This is a genomic window from Enterobacter cloacae complex sp. I2 (genome assembly GCF_014896205.1).
Taxonomy (GTDB): Bacteria; Pseudomonadota; Gammaproteobacteria; order Enterobacterales; family Enterobacteriaceae; genus Enterobacter; species Enterobacter quasihormaechei.
Map to the genome: position 1 here is coordinate 49,911 of NZ_JADBRA010000012.1, position 14,122 is coordinate 64,032.

At 57.4% G+C, this 14,122-nt stretch carries 11 protein-coding genes; 7 read left to right on the plus strand and 4 right to left on the minus strand.

The genetic code is table 11. The annotated features are described in order from the left end of the window. Window positions 1-76 precede the first annotated feature (76 nt). Genes celB through IM300_RS12160 form a run of 3 tightly spaced genes read left to right on the plus strand, consistent with a single transcriptional unit; the run spans window position 77 to window position 3,774 of the window. Window positions 77-1,396, plus strand: coding sequence for a PTS cellobiose transporter subunit IIC (gene celB, locus IM300_RS12150; protein WP_193036678.1), 1,320 nt, complete (start codon window positions 77-79; stop codon window positions 1,394-1,396). Window positions 1,397-1,399: 3 nt separating this feature from the next. Beyond that, complete coding sequence (locus IM300_RS12155; protein WP_193036680.1) at window positions 1,400-2,356, plus strand: N(4)-(beta-N-acetylglucosaminyl)-L-asparaginase; 957 nt, start codon at window positions 1,400-1,402, stop codon at window positions 2,354-2,356. Further along, the gene (locus IM300_RS12160) at window positions 2,356-3,774 is read left to right on the plus strand and encodes a M17 family metallopeptidase (RefSeq protein ID WP_193036760.1); all 1,419 of its coding nucleotides are present in this window, start codon (window positions 2,356-2,358) and stop codon (window positions 3,772-3,774) included. The genes IM300_RS12155 and IM300_RS12160 overlap by 1 nt, the downstream gene beginning before the upstream one ends. Before the next feature lie 130 nt (window positions 3,775-3,904). Here IM300_RS12160 and IM300_RS12165 read toward each other — a convergent pair whose 3' ends face one another. The 4 genes from IM300_RS12165 to IM300_RS12180 form a co-directional block, all read right to left on the minus strand. Beyond that, a complete protein-coding gene (locus tag IM300_RS12165) occupies window positions 3,905-4,606 on the minus strand; it encodes a DnaA inactivator Hda (RefSeq protein ID WP_211482948.1) in 702 nt (233 codons plus the stop codon). Window positions 4,607-4,702: 96 nt separating this feature from the next. Next, window positions 4,703-5,992: a uracil permease gene (uraA, locus tag IM300_RS12170; protein WP_063450489.1), complete on the minus strand. Its 1,290-nt coding sequence runs from the start codon at window positions 5,990-5,992 to the stop codon at window positions 4,703-4,705. A gap of 82 nt (window positions 5,993-6,074) precedes the next feature. After that, window positions 6,075-6,701, minus strand: a complete 627-nt coding sequence (gene upp / locus IM300_RS12175) for a uracil phosphoribosyltransferase (RefSeq protein WP_040074548.1) — start codon at window positions 6,699-6,701, stop codon at window positions 6,075-6,077. A 217-nt stretch (window positions 6,702-6,918) separates the two neighbouring features. Further along, the gene (locus IM300_RS12180) at window positions 6,919-8,349 is read right to left on the minus strand and encodes a 6-phospho-beta-glucosidase (RefSeq protein ID WP_107533479.1); all 1,431 of its coding nucleotides are present in this window, start codon (window positions 8,347-8,349) and stop codon (window positions 6,919-6,921) included. 266 nt (window positions 8,350-8,615) lie between these two features. On the opposite strand from IM300_RS12180, the gene purM reads away from it, so the two are divergent. The 4 genes from purM to ppx all read left to right on the plus strand — a co-directional run bounded on the left by purM (window position 8,616) and on the right by ppx (window position 14,122). After that, complete coding sequence (gene purM / locus IM300_RS12185; protein ID WP_193036682.1) at window positions 8,616-9,653, plus strand: phosphoribosylformylglycinamidine cyclo-ligase; 1,038 nt, start codon at window positions 8,616-8,618, stop codon at window positions 9,651-9,653. Continuing rightward, window positions 9,650-10,291, plus strand: a complete 642-nt coding sequence (gene purN, locus IM300_RS12190; RefSeq protein ID WP_063868038.1) for a phosphoribosylglycinamide formyltransferase — start codon at window positions 9,650-9,652, stop codon at window positions 10,289-10,291. The genes purM and purN overlap by 4 nt, the downstream gene beginning before the upstream one ends. Window positions 10,292-10,519: 228 nt before the next feature. Beyond that, window positions 10,520-12,580 carry a polyphosphate kinase 1 gene (ppk1, locus tag IM300_RS12195; RefSeq protein ID WP_006811494.1) on the plus strand — a complete coding sequence of 687 codons (2,061 nt, stop codon included), beginning with the start codon at window positions 10,520-10,522 and terminating at the stop codon, window positions 12,578-12,580. A 3-nt stretch (window positions 12,581-12,583) separates the two neighbouring features. Next, window positions 12,584-14,122 (plus strand): exopolyphosphatase, encoded by a 1,539-nt coding sequence (ppx, locus tag IM300_RS12200; RefSeq protein ID WP_063868035.1) that lies wholly within the window; start codon window positions 12,584-12,586, stop codon window positions 14,120-14,122.

Here is a 14,122-nt window from a genome sequence, read left to right on the forward strand (position 1 = left end):
TTTCGTTCGCCGCGCTTCACTGATAATCCACAGACATAACATAAACCACACCCCTCAATCTTGTACGGAGTTCACAATGAACAATGTTCTGGGATTTCTTGAAGCAAAACTGATGCCGCTGGCGGCGAAAACAGCCCAGCAGCGCCATCTTGGGGCCATCCGTGGAGCCTACGTTTCATTCATGCCGTTTATCATCGTCGGCTCCATCCTGCTGGTGATCTCCTCTTTCCCTAACCAGGCCTATCAGCAGTTTATGTCTCAGGCCTTTGGTGACAGCTGGAGCGCGATTATTGAGATCCCCTTCAACGCGGTGTTCTCGACCATGTCGCTGTTTATCAGCTTCCTGGTGGCCTACCGCCTGGCGGAATATTACGGCGAGGACCGCATCTCCTGCGGCATCCTGGCGCTGGTCGCGTTTCTGATCCTAACGCCTTTTATCAAAGTGGCGGAAAACGGTGGTATTACCGTGATGCCGGTGGAGTGGATCGGCAGCAAAGGGCTGTTCGTGGCGATGATCGGTTCCCTGCTGTGGACGGAACTGTTCTGCTGGCTGAAGCGCAAAAAGCTGGTCATCAAAATGCCGGACGGCGTGCCCCCGGCGGTACAGGAGTCGTTCGCGGCGCTGATCCCGGCCCTGCTGGTGATGATTCTGGTGCTTATCATCCGCATCATCTTCGAAAACACCCATTACAGCACCATCCACCAGTTTATTTATGAAGTGGTTGCTACCCCGGTGCGCCACTACGGCACCTCCTATTTCGGTGCGCTGATGACGGTATTCAGCATCACCATTCTGTGGTCAGTGGGCATTAACTCCGGTTCGATGATCAACGGCATTATTCGCCCGCTGTGGATGGAGAACCAGACCGATAATATCGCCGCGATCCAGGCGGGGACGACGCCGCCGCACATTATCACGGAACAGTTTTTTGACATGATCTGGATGGGCGGCGCGGGGGCCACGCTGTCGCTGGTGATCGCGATGCTGATTTTCGCCCGCAGCAAAAACATGCGTGAAGTGGCGCGCCTCGGCGCAGGGGCATCGGTGTTTAACATCAACGAGCCGATCCTGTTTGGCCTGCCGGTGATCATGAACCCGATCATGCTTATCCCGTTCAACCTGGTGCCGTTGGTGCTGGTCACCGTGCAGTATGTGGCGATGAAAATTGGCGCGGTCGCCGTCACCACCGGGGTGTTTATCCCCTGGACGCTGCCGCCGGTTATCAGCGGTTTTATCGTCACCGGCCACCTGAGCGGCAGCGTAATGCAGCTGATCAACCTGCTGATTGGCGCCATGCTGTACCTGCCTTTCATGCGTATCGTGGATAAACAGTACCGCGCCGCGGAACTGACCCCGGTGACGCAAACCGACACCACCCTTGCAAAACAGGAGTAAAGCATGTGGGGAATTATCGCAACCTGGCGAATGGCGCTTGAAGGGGTAACAGAGTCTGCGTCTGCCCTGGCGGCGGGAAAACCGGTCGCTGCGGCGGTGGTTGATGCCGTCGCGGCCGTGGAGGACTTCCCGCTGTATAAATCCGTCGGCTACGGCGGGCTGCCGACCGAAAACGGTGAGGTGGAGCTGGACGCGGCGTATATGGACGGCGACACGCTGGCGTTCGGCGCGGTGGGGAATCTGGTGGATATCGCCAACCCGGTGCGCGTGGCGCATGCGCTCAGCCGTCAGCGCTACAACAGCCTGCTGGTCGGCCAGGGCGCGCGCGAGTGGGCACTGAGCCAGGGCTTTACCGACAAAAGCATGCTCACCGAACGGGCCATGCAGCACTACCGCAAGCGCTGCCGCGAGACGCTGGATAAGGGGTTAAGCCCCTACGATGGGCACGACACCGTCGGCGTTATCGGTCTCGATAAACAGGGCTCAATGAGCGTTGCCACCTCCACCAGCGGCCTGTTCATGAAAAAACGCGGTCGCCTCGGTGACTCGCCGATTATCGGCTCCGGCTTTTACTGCGACAGCGAAACCGGGGCGGCCACCGCCACGGGCGTGGGTGAAGATCTGATGAAAGGCTGCACCAGCTACGAAATCGTTCGCCGGATGGCTCAGGGCATGACGCCGCAGCAGGCGGCGGATTCGGTCGTCTTTGAACTGGAAGACAGGCTGATGTCGCGCTTTGGCCGCGCGGGCGATCTCTCCGTGGTGTGCATGAACAACAGAGGCGAGTTTGGCGCCGCAACCAACATCAAAACCTTCTCGTTTGTGGTGGCGACGGCCCGCCAGCCGCTCACGGTTTTTCGTACCGAGCGCCTGCGGGAGAAAACGCATTATCATGCGGTAGACGAGGCGTGGATGCAGGCCTATGCCGCGCGGATCCGCGCGCCCATTGAGGAGTCATGATGATTACGTATCAGTTTATCAGCGCGCTTGCGGACGCGAAGCCGAACAGCCATTTGATTGCGCGCTCGGCCAGTTCTCTTTTACCGGAAAGCGCGCTTGTCGATGAAATGCGCCAGCAGAGTACCGTTGCGGACACCCGCTTTGGCTGCGCGCCGTTTGCCCGTATCACCCTGCTGCCGGATGGGCTCTGGCATGACGCTCTGACCGAAGGGCTGCTCGCTGCCCTGCGGCCGCTGCTTGCCGCCCCCGCCAGCGCCGATATCGTGCTGGACGTGACGGATATCGACGAGGTGGTGCTGGCGCAGGTACTGCGATTTCTCTTTAACCAGGCGCACAGGCTGAGCGATCTGAAGCTCAAGAAAACGGACGACGCGGTGCGTCTTACGTGCATCACCGCCCTCTGCCTGCCGGAACAGCGGGCGAAGCTGGAGACGATCTTCCGCCAGCAGCAGGCTATTGCCCTCGGAATGGTCGCGGCGCGGCGACTGGCGGATATACCGTCTGACCGCTGTACGCCGCAGTTTATGGTCGAAGAGGCGCAAAAACTGTGTGCCGCCTACCCTGCCCTGCGCTGCGAGGTGCTGAACGAAAAGGATATTGTTGAGCAGGGTCTTGGGCTGCTGCACGCGGTTGGCAAAGGGGCGGCCTGCCCGCCGCGTCTGCTCGCTGTCCACTATAACGGTGTCTCTGACGGCCCGATACGCTGCTATGTCGGTAAAGGCATTACCTTTGACACCGGCGGCCTGTGGCTGAAGGAAGGCGCGGGCATGTACACCATGAAATATGACATGTGCGGCGCGGCTAACGTGCTCGGGCTGATGCTGGCCGTTGCGGAGCTGAAATTGCCCGTACGCATCATGGGCGTGCTGGCGCTGGCGGAAAACGCTATCGGCCCGGAGGCGATGCAGCCCGGCACGGTGGCAACGGCCTGCAACGGCACCACCGTTGAGATTAATAATACCGATGCAGAGGGCCGGCTGGTGCTGGCAGACGCCATCGCCTGGGCCAGCCAGCGGCACCCGCAGGCCCGCTATATCATTGATATGGCAACGCTAACGGGCGCGGTCGTGAAGGCGCTGGGGTATGAGCTGAGCGGATTAATGACGCAGGATGAACCGCTGCGCGAAGCATTGACGGGGGCGGGAAAACGGAGCGGTGACGAGGTGTGGTCGCTGCCGCTGGATGCGCGGCTGAAAAAGCAGACCGACAGCGCCATCGCCGATCTGTGCAACACGCCGACCAACAATGCGGCGATCAGCGCGTCGGCGGCGTGGCTGCTCCACCACTTCTGCCCGCCGACGATCCCGTGGGCGCATCTGGACATCAGCGGAACGGCGCTATGGCGGGAGAACGGCAGGAGCGTGGCGTCGGGAAGGCCGATTCCGCTGCTGGTGGAGCACTTGGTGGGGGATCTTTAGCCGGGTGACGGCTGCGCCTTACCCGGCCTACAAGGAGAGCGGTTTTCGTAGGCCCGGTAAGGCGTAGCCGCCACCGGGCAAAAAAATCAAAGCCATAGGCCGGGTAAGGCGTCGCCGCCACCCGGCATAACTACAGCTTAAGAATATCTTTCACAAACGGAATGGTCAGCTTGCGCTGGGCGGTAATGGACGCGCGATCGAGCTGATCGAGCGTATCAAAGAGCGTGCGCATCTCGCGATCCAGCCGCTTCAGCAGGAAACGGCCCACGTCTTCCGGCAGTTCGAAGCCGCGCAGTCTTGCCCGCAGCTGGAGCGCCTGGAGTTTGTCCTCATCCGACAGCGGTTGCAGCTTGTAGATTTGCCCCCAGTCCAGACGAGACGCCAGATCCGGCAGCCCAAGATTAAGCTGACGCGGTGGACGATCGCCGGTGATCAGCAGTCGGGTTTTGCCCGACTCCAGAATGCGGTTATAGAGGTTAAAGATTGCCATTTCCCACGGCTCATCCCCCGCCACGCATTCAATATTATCGATGCAGACCAGGGAGAGATGTTCCATGCCCTCAAGCACTTCAGGCACAAACCAGGTACGTTTATCCAGCGGCACGTAGCCGACCGCATCGCCGCGCGCCGAAAGCTCGGCACAGGCCGCATGCAGCAGGTGGCTGCGCCCCGCGCCTTCGCGTGACCAGATATAGATGTATCCGCTGTGTTCCTGGCGCAGCACGTTTTGCAGTGCAGCCAGTAAAGAGGGGTTATCACCCGGCCAGAAACTCGCGAAAGTTTCATCGTCAGGGAGATAAAGTGGCAGAGAGAGCTGTGCCGGTCCGTTCAGAAATACCTCAACCAGAGATCTTACATAAAATCGGAATGGAGTTTAACACGGAACCTGCAAGGAGAGAACCGGGCGATCCGTCGCCCGGCATGACGATCAATGAGGCGCTTTTTCGCTTTCGTCCGCGTCCAGGACCACCTCTTCCGGGCGGATCACCGAGATCAGCTTGAAAATCAGGCTGAGGCCGACGCCCACGATGGTCGCCAGCGCCATGCCCTTCAGCTCCGCTGCGCCAATGTGCACCTTCGCGCCGCTCACCCCGATAATCAGGATAACGGAGGTCAGGATCAGGTTCTGCGCTTTGCTGTAATCCACTTTGGATTCAATCAGCACGCGAATACCGGAGGCACCGATCACCCCGTACAGCAGCAGCGAGACGCCGCCCATCACCGGCACCGGGATAATCTGGATCGCTGCCGCCAGTTTACCGACGCAGGAGAGCAAAATGGCGATGATCGCCGCGCCGCCGATAACCCAGGTGCTGTAGACGCGGGTGATCGCCATTACGCCGATGTTCTCGCCGTAGGTGGTGTTTGGCGTGGAGCCGAAGAAGCCGGAGATGATGGTGGAGAAACCGTTGGCAAACATGGAGCGATGCAGGCCCGGGTCGCGGATCAGGTCGCGCTTCACGATGTTCGCCGTCACCACCAGGTGGCCGACGTGCTCGGCAATTACCACCAGCGCGGCAGGCAGAATAGTGAAGATTGCAAACCATTCGAAGCGCGGGGTGTAGAAGGTTGGCAGCGCGAACCAGTGCGCCTCGGCAATCGGCGTAGTATCCACAACGCCCATCACGAAGGAGAGCGCATAGCCCGCCAGTACGCCAATCAGGATCGGGATAATCGCCATAAAACCGCGGAACAGCACGGAGCCAAACACCGTTACGCCCAGGGTCACCAGCGAAATAATGATGGTTTTAGAATCCGGTGACTGACCATCCGCCGGCAGCAGGCCGGCCATGTTCGCCGCCACGCCAGCCAGCTCCAGGCCGATGACGGCAACGATGGCGCCCATCGCCGCAGGCGGGAACATCACGTCCAGCCAACCGGTGCCCGCTTTCTTCACGATGAAGGAGACCAGGCAGAACAACACGCCGCACATGATAAAGCCGCCCAGCGCGACCTCATAACCCAGCGGCAACAGCAGCAGTACCGGAGAAATAAAGGCGAAGCTCGACCCGAGATAGGCCGGAATTTTGCCTTTACAGATAAAGAGGTAAAGCAGCGTACCGACGCCGTTGAACAGCAGCACGGTAGCCGGGTTAATGTGAAACAGGATTGGCACCAGCACGGTTGCGCCAAACATGGCGAACAGGTGCTGCAAACTAAGCGGGATTGTCTGTAAAAGCGGCGGTCTTTCACTCACCCCGATAGCACGGCGCGTCATAGTGTTTTCCTCTGAGTGTTATTGTTGGTTTTTATTCAAAAAAAAGCCGACTATCAAAGTCGGCTTCTTTATCGTTATTCGATTATTTAGTACCAAAAATCTTATCGCCGGCATCGCCAAGCCCCGGGATGATGTACCCGTGCTCGTTCAGTCCCTGGTCGACAGACGCGGTATACAGTTCAACGTCCGGGTGCGCTTTTTCCAGCGCCGCAATACCTTCCGGCGCTGCAACCAGGACCAGCACCTTAATGCTGCTGCATCCGGCTTTTTTCAGCAGGTCGATGGTGGCGATCATCGAACCACCGGTCGCCAGCATCGGGTCAACCACCAGCGCCATACGCTCGTCGATGTTAGAGACCAGCTTCTGGAAGTACGGGACCGGCTCAAGGGTCTCTTCATCACGGTAGATACCCACCACGCTGATACGCGCGCTTGGCACGTGCTCCAGTACGCCTTCCATCATGCCCAGACCCGCACGCAGGATTGGCACCACGGTAATTTTTTTACCTTTGATCTGCTCAACCTGTACCGGACCGTTCCAGCCTTCGATGGTCACTTTTTCCGTTTCCAGATCGGAGGTTGCTTCGTAGGTCAGCAGGCTGCCCACTTCAGAAGCCAGTTCGCGAAAACGCTTCGTGCTGATGTCATGCTCACGCATCAGGCCCAACTTGTGTTTAACGAGTGGGTGTTTCACTTCCACAATCTTCATTCTCTTTCTCCTCTGAGGTGGCATCCGCAAAAAAATCGCGGGATTATACCGCTTTTTTCGGATTGCGCCATACCCAACTTGCTTGACGTATATCAATCAAAAACAAAAAAGCCGGAGGCAGGGCTCCGGCTTGGGTGCGGGATCTTGCCCGGTGGCGCTGCGCTTACGCGGGCCTACGTGTATTGTAGGTCGGGTAAGCGTGAGCGCCACCCGACAATTAGAGGTTATCGCCGTTGCTGGCAATCACCTGCTTATACCAGTCGAACGACTTCTTCTTGCTGCGGTTCAGCGTGCCGTTCCCTTCGTTATCTTTATCGACAAAGATAAAGCCGTAGCGTTTTTTCATTTCGCCCGTTCCGGCAGAGACCAGATCGATACAGCCCCATGGGGTGTAGCCCATCAGATCCACGCCATCTTCCACCACCGCTTTTTTCATCTCGCGGATGTGTGCAGACAGATAATCAATGCGGTACTGGTCGTTTACCGTGCCGTCGCTCTCCTGCACGTCGATCGCGCCAAAGCCGTTTTCAACAATGAACAGCGGCAGCTGATAGTGATCCCAGAACCAGTTCAGAGAGTAGCGCAGGCCGACAGGGTCAATCTGCCAGCCCCAGTCGGATTTCTGCACGTAAGGGTTGGAGACCAGGCTCTTGCTCTCGTCGTAATCCAGCGCCGGGTTATCTGCCGTCGCTTTGGTGGCGAAAGACATGTAGTAGCTGAACCCGATGTAATCCACGCAGCCCTGCGTCAGCGCCGCCTTATCTTCTTCGGTGATATCCAGCGCGAAGCCGCGACGCTCGAAGTAGTTGAGCAGATGCTGCGGATACTTGCCGCGCACGTGCACGTCGGTGAACCAGTAGCGGCGATGCATGGCGTTCATCGCCATCATCATGTCGTCCGGCGCGCAGGTCAGCGGGTAGATGGGGCACATGGCAATCATGCAGCCGATTTGCAGCGACGGATTGATCTCGCGGCCCGCCTTCACCGCCAGGGCGCTGGCCACCAGCTCATAGTGCGCCGCCTGGAACATGACCGGCTCGCGGTCTTCACCCGGCGCATATTTCAGCCCGGAGTTGGTGAACGGCGCAAAGTCTTCGTGGAAGTTGGCCTGGTTGTTGATCTCGTTAAAGGTCATCCAGTACTTCACCTTGTGCTGGTAACGCTCAAAAACGACCTTCGCGAAGCGCACGAAGAAGTCGATCAGCTTACGGTTGCGCCAGCCGCCGTATTCCGTCACCAGGTGGAACGGCATCTCAAAGTGGGAAAGCGTGATAACCGGTTCGATGCCGTACTTCAGGCACTCGTCAAACAGGTCATCGTAGAATTTGAGTCCTGCTTCGTTCGGCTCCAGCTCGTCGCCTTTCGGGAAGATACGCGTCCAGGCGATGGAGGTGCGGAAACATTTGAACCCCATCTCGGCAAAGAGTTTGATGTCTTCTTTATAACGGTGGTAGAAATCGATGGCTTCGTGGTTTGGGTAATTTTTCCCCTCCAGCACGCCGTTGGTGATTTCACGCGGCACGCCGTGGGCGCCCGCGGTCATGACGTCGGCAACGCTTACCCCCTTGCCGCCCTCTTTCCAGCCGCCTTCAAGCTGGTGCGCCGCAACGGCTCCACCCCACAGAAAACCTGCTTTAAATCCAGACATTTGCTTTCCCTCATTCTGCGTTATTTTCTGCAAAAACAGTTACAGAAACCGGTTTCAGTTTGATGATGTGCAAAGGGGAAAGCCGTTGCAAGCAGATCGCAGAAACCGGTTTCATTTTCGTGAACAGAGTCAAGTTTGTCGCCCTTTACAGGCCTTTGCAAAAAAAAGATCTTCGCGCCGAGAATAGGCTCGCAAACGTTTGCCTGGACTGTTAGAATTGCGCCGATTTTTCTTACTAGCTATGCAATCGCGTGGGGACTTGAGCCGTGACCAACAAAACTTCTCTCAGCTACAAAGATGCCGGTGTTGATATTGACGCAGGTAATGCGCTGGTTGACCGAATCAAAGGTGTGGTGAAAAAAACCCGCCGCCCGGAAGTGATGGGTGGCCTGGGTGGATTCGGCGCACTGTGCGCGCTGCCGCAAAAATATCGTGAACCTGTGCTGGTCTCGGGTACGGATGGTGTAGGGACAAAACTGCGCCTGGCGATGGATCTTAAGCGTCACGATACGATCGGTATCGATCTGGTGGCGATGTGCGTCAACGACCTGGTGGTTCAGGGCGCTGAGCCGCTGTTCTTCCTGGATTACTACGCGACCGGCAAGCTGGACGTGGACACCGCAGCCAGCGTCATTAACGGCATTGCCGAAGGCTGTCTGCAATCCGGCTGTGCGCTGGTCGGCGGTGAAACCGCTGAAATGCCCGGCATGTATCACGGTGAAGATTATGACGTCGCAGGCTTCTGCGTTGGCGTGGTAGAAAAATCAGAAATTATCGACGGCAGCAAAGTGGCTGACGGCGATGTGCTGGTTGCGCTGGCCTCCAGCGGCCCGCACTCTAACGGCTACTCTCTGGTGCGTAAAATCCTCGAAGTGAGCGGTTGCGACCCGCTGACCACCGAGCTGGACGGCAAACCATTGGCCGATCACCTGCTGGCCCCGACCCGCATCTACGTGAAAAACGTACTGGCGCTGATTGAGAACGTCGACGTTCACGCCATCGCTCACCTGACCGGCGGCGGCTTCTGGGAAAATATTCCGCGCGTGCTGCCGGACACTACCCAGGCGGTAATCGACGCCTCCTCATGGCAGTGGCCGTCCGTCTTCAACTGGCTGCAAACCGCCGGCAACGTGAGCTCGCACGAAATGTACCGCACCTTTAACTGCGGCGTGGGCATGGTTATCGCCCTGCCGGCAAGCGAAGCGGATAAAGCGGTTAAGCTGCTGACAGAAAAAGGTGAAAACGCGTGGAAAATCGGTACGATTAAAGCGTCCGATTCCGAACAGCGTGTGGTCATTGAATGAAAAACATCGTGGTGCTTATTTCCGGCAACGGAAGCAATTTGCAGGCAATCATAGATGCCTGCAAACAGAAGAAAATCAATGGCACCATTCGGGCAGTATTCAGCAACAAGGCCGATGCATTCGGCCTTGAGCGCGCGCGGGAAGCCAATATCCCCGCGCACGCGCTGGAAGCCAGTCAGTTTGCGGGCCGTGAAGCGTTTGACCGCGAACTGGTGCAGGAAATTGACGCCTACGCACCCGACGTCGTGGTGCTGGCAGGCTACATGCGCATCCTGAGTCCGGCTTTTGTTGAACACTACGCCGGTCGGCTGCTCAATATTCACCCTTCCCTGCTGCCAAAATACCCCGGCCTGCACACCCATCGTCAGGTGCTGGAGAACGGCGATGAGGAGCACGGTACCTCCGTGCATTTCGTCACCGACGAGCTGGACGGCGGTCCGGTAATTTTGCAGGCGAAAGTGCCTGTCTTTGACGGCGACAACGAAGACGACGTGACCGAACGCGTACAGACGCAGGAGCACGCCATTTACCCCCTGGTGGTAAGCTGGTTTGTCGATGGACGCCTGGAGATGCGCAACGGCGCAGCCTGGCTGGATGGCGTGAAGTTGCCCCCGCAGGGTTATGCGGCCGAAGAGTAGTCTGTTTGAATTGCCCGGCGGCGCTTCGCTTGCACGGGCCTACGGTCCCGTAGGTCGTGGTAAGCGCAGCGCCACCCGACACTCCTTCCCCAACCCTCTAAAATCCCCAACAAAAAAAATAACTGTCATACTTTTCTGGCACTGTTGGACATATCGTGGAAATGCTCGCCATAATAAGGACGAGACGGATTTACCACGTCCTGTGATTGAACTGGAGTGTGAGCTGTAATGGGTCAGGAAAAGTTATACATTGAGAAAGAGCTAAGCTGGTTAGCATTCAACGAACGTGTACTTCAGGAAGCGGCCGATAAAAGCAACCCGCTGATTGAGCGCATGCGTTTTTTAGGCATCTATTCCAACAATCTGGATGAGTTCTATAAGGTTCGCTTTGCCGAACTGAAGCGCCGAATCATCATCAGTGAAGAACAGGGCTTAAACTCCCACTCGCGGCATCTGCTTGGAAAAATCCAGTCTCGCGTCATGAAAGCCGATCAGGAATTTGATGGCCTCTATAACGAGCTGCTGCTGGAAATGGCACGCAATCAAATCTTCCTGATCAACGAACGTCAGCTCTCCGCGAATCAGCAAAACTGGCTTCGCCACTATTTCAAACATTATCTGCGCCAGCACATCACCCCGATTCTGATCAACCGTGAAACCGATCTGGTGCAGTTCCTGAAAGATGATTACACCTATCTGGCAGTGGAAATCATTCGCGGTGAGACCATCAACTATGCGCTGCTGGAAATTCCGTCCGATAAGGTTCCACGCTTTGTGAACCTGCCGCCGGAAACGCCGCGTCGACGTAAGCCGATGATTCTGCTGGATAACATCCTGCGTTACTGCCTTGACGATATTTTCAAAGGCTTCTTCGATTACGACGCGCTAAACGCCTACTCGATGAAGATGACCCGTGACGCCGAGTACGATCTGGTGCACGAGATGGAGGCCAGCCTGATGGAGCTGATGTCCTCCAGCCTCAAGCAGCGCCTGACCGCAGAGCCGGTGCGTTTTGTTTATCAGCGCGATATGCCGGACGCGATGGTGGAAATGCTGCGCGATAAGCTGACCATCTCCCGCTACGATTCCATTATCCCCGGCGGGCGTTACCACAACTTTAAAGATTTCATCGGCTTCCCGAACGTTGGCAAAGCCAACCTGGTGAACAAGCCGCTGCCGCGCCTGCGCCATATCTGGTTCGATAAGTTCCGTAACGGGTTCGACGCCATCCGCGAGCGCGATGTGCTGCTTTACTATCCGTATCACACCTTTGAACACGTGCTGGAGCTGCTGCGTCAGGCCTCGTTCGATCCGAACGTGCTGGCGATTAAAATCAACATCTATCGCGTGGCGAAAGATTCCCGCATCATCGACGCGATGATCCACGCGGCGCACAACGGCAAGAAAGTGACCGTGGTGGTTGAGCTACAGGCACGCTTCGACGAAGAGGCCAACATCCACTGGGCGCGCCGACTGACGGAAGCGGGCGTGCACGTCATCTTCTCCGCGCCGGGGCTGAAAATTCACGCCAAGCTGTTCCTGATTTCCCGTAAAGAAGGCGACGACGTGGTGCGTTATGCCCATATCGGCACCGGTAACTTCAACGAGAAAACCGCGCGAATTTACACCGACTACTCGCTGCTGACGGCCGATGCGCGCATTACCAACGAAGTGCGTCGGGTGTTTAACTTCATTGAGAACCCGTACCGCCCGGTTAGCTTCGACTACCTGCTGGTGTCCCCGCAGAACTCGCGCCGCCTGCTGTACGATATGATCGACAAAGAGATTGCCAACGCGCAGAACGGGTTGTCGTCCGGCATCACGCTGAAGCTCAACAACCTGGTGGACAAAGGCCTGGTAGACCGCCTGTACGCGGCCTCCAGCTCCGGCGTGCCAGTTAATCTGCTCATTCGCGGCATGTGCTCGCTCATCCCCGAACTGGAAGGCATCAGCGACAACATCCGCGTGATCAGCATTGTGGATCGCTATCTTGAACACGATCGCGTCTATATTTTCGATAATGCCGGTGATAAGCGCGTATATCTCTCTTCCGCCGACTGGATGACGCGTAATATTGATTACCGTATTGAAGTGGCGGCACCGCTGCTGGATCCCCGCCTTAAGCAGCGTATTCTGGACATTATCGAGATCCTGTTCAGCGATACGGTGAAAGCACGTTATATCGACAAAGAACTCAGTAATCGCTATGTACCGCGCGGCAATCGCCGAAAAGTCCGGTCGCAGCTGGCGATTTACGATTACATCAAATCACTTGAGCAACCCGATTAACCTATGCCAATAAACGATAATACCCCCCGTCCGCAGGAGTTCGCTGCGGTCGATCTTGGCTCAAACAGTTTCCATATGGTCATCGCCCGCGAGGTGGATGGCGCGATGCAGATCATCGGTCGCCTGAAACAGCGTGTGCATCTGGCCGATGGTCTTGATGCGCGTAACATGCTGAGCGAAGAGGCAATGGAGCGCGGGCTAAACTGCCTGTCGCTGTTCGCAGAACGTCTGCAAGGCTTTTCGCCCTCCAGCGTCTGCATCGTCGGGACGCATACGCTACGCCAGGCGCTGAACGCGCCGGAGTTTCTGAAGCGCGCGGAAAAGGTCATCCCCTACCCGATTGAGATCATCTCCGGTAACGAAGAAGCACGCCTGATTTTTATGGGCGTGGAGCATACCCAACCGGAAAAAGGCCGCAAGCTGGTGATTGATATCGGCGGCGGCTCCACTGAACTGGTGATTGGCGAAGACTTCGAGCCGCGCCTGGTGGAAAGCCGCCGTATGGGCTGCGTCAGCTTCGCGCAGATGTATTTCCCGGGCGGCGTAATCACCCGCGAAAACTTCCAGCGCGCGCGCATGGCCGCCGTACAAAAACTGGAAAACCTGGCCTGGCAGTACCGTATTCAGGGCTGGAACGTGGCGCTCGGGGCATCGGGTTCGATTAAAGCCGCCCACGAAGTGCTGCTGGCGATGGGTGAAAAAGACGGGTTTATTACGCCTGAGCGCCTGGTAAAACTCACCGAAGAGGTGCTTAAGCATAAGAGCTTCGACGCCCTGAGTCTGCCGGGCCTGTCCGACGAACGTAAAGCGGTGTTCGTGCCGGGGCTGGCGATCCTGTGCGGCGTGTTTGACGCGCTGGCGATCAAAGAGCTGCGCCTCTCTGACGGCGCCCTGCGCGAAGGCGTGCTGTATGAGATGGAAGGCCGCTTCCGTCATCAGGATATTCGCAGCCGCACCGCCCAGAGCCTGGCGAACCAGTACAACATCGACCGCGAGCAGGCGAAACGGGTTCTGGAAACCACGGTTCAGATGTACGAGCAGTGGGAGGAGCAGAATCCGAAGCTGGCGCACCCGCAGCTCGCCGCGCTGTTAAAATGGGCCGCAATGCTGCACGAGGTGGGGCTGAACATCAATCACAGCGGGATGCATCGTCATTCAGCCTATATTCTGCAAAACAGCGATCTGCCTGGCTTCAACCAGGAGCAGCAAACCATGATGGCGACGCTGGTGCGCTATCACCGCAAAGCCATTAAGCTCGACGATCTGCCGCGCTTTACGCTGTTCAAGAAAAAGCAGTTCCTGCCGCTGATTCAGCTGTTGCGCCTTGGCGTGCTGCTTAATAACCAGCGTCAGGCAACCACCACGCCGCCGACGCTGAAGCTGAAAACGGACGACCATCACTGGACGCTGAGCTTCCCGCACGACTGGTTCAGCCAGAACGCGCTGGTTCTGCTGGATCTGGAAAAAGAGCAGCAGTACTGGGAAGCGGTCACCGGCTGGCTGTTAAAGATTGAAGAAGAGAGCTCTGAGGCAGCCGCGTAA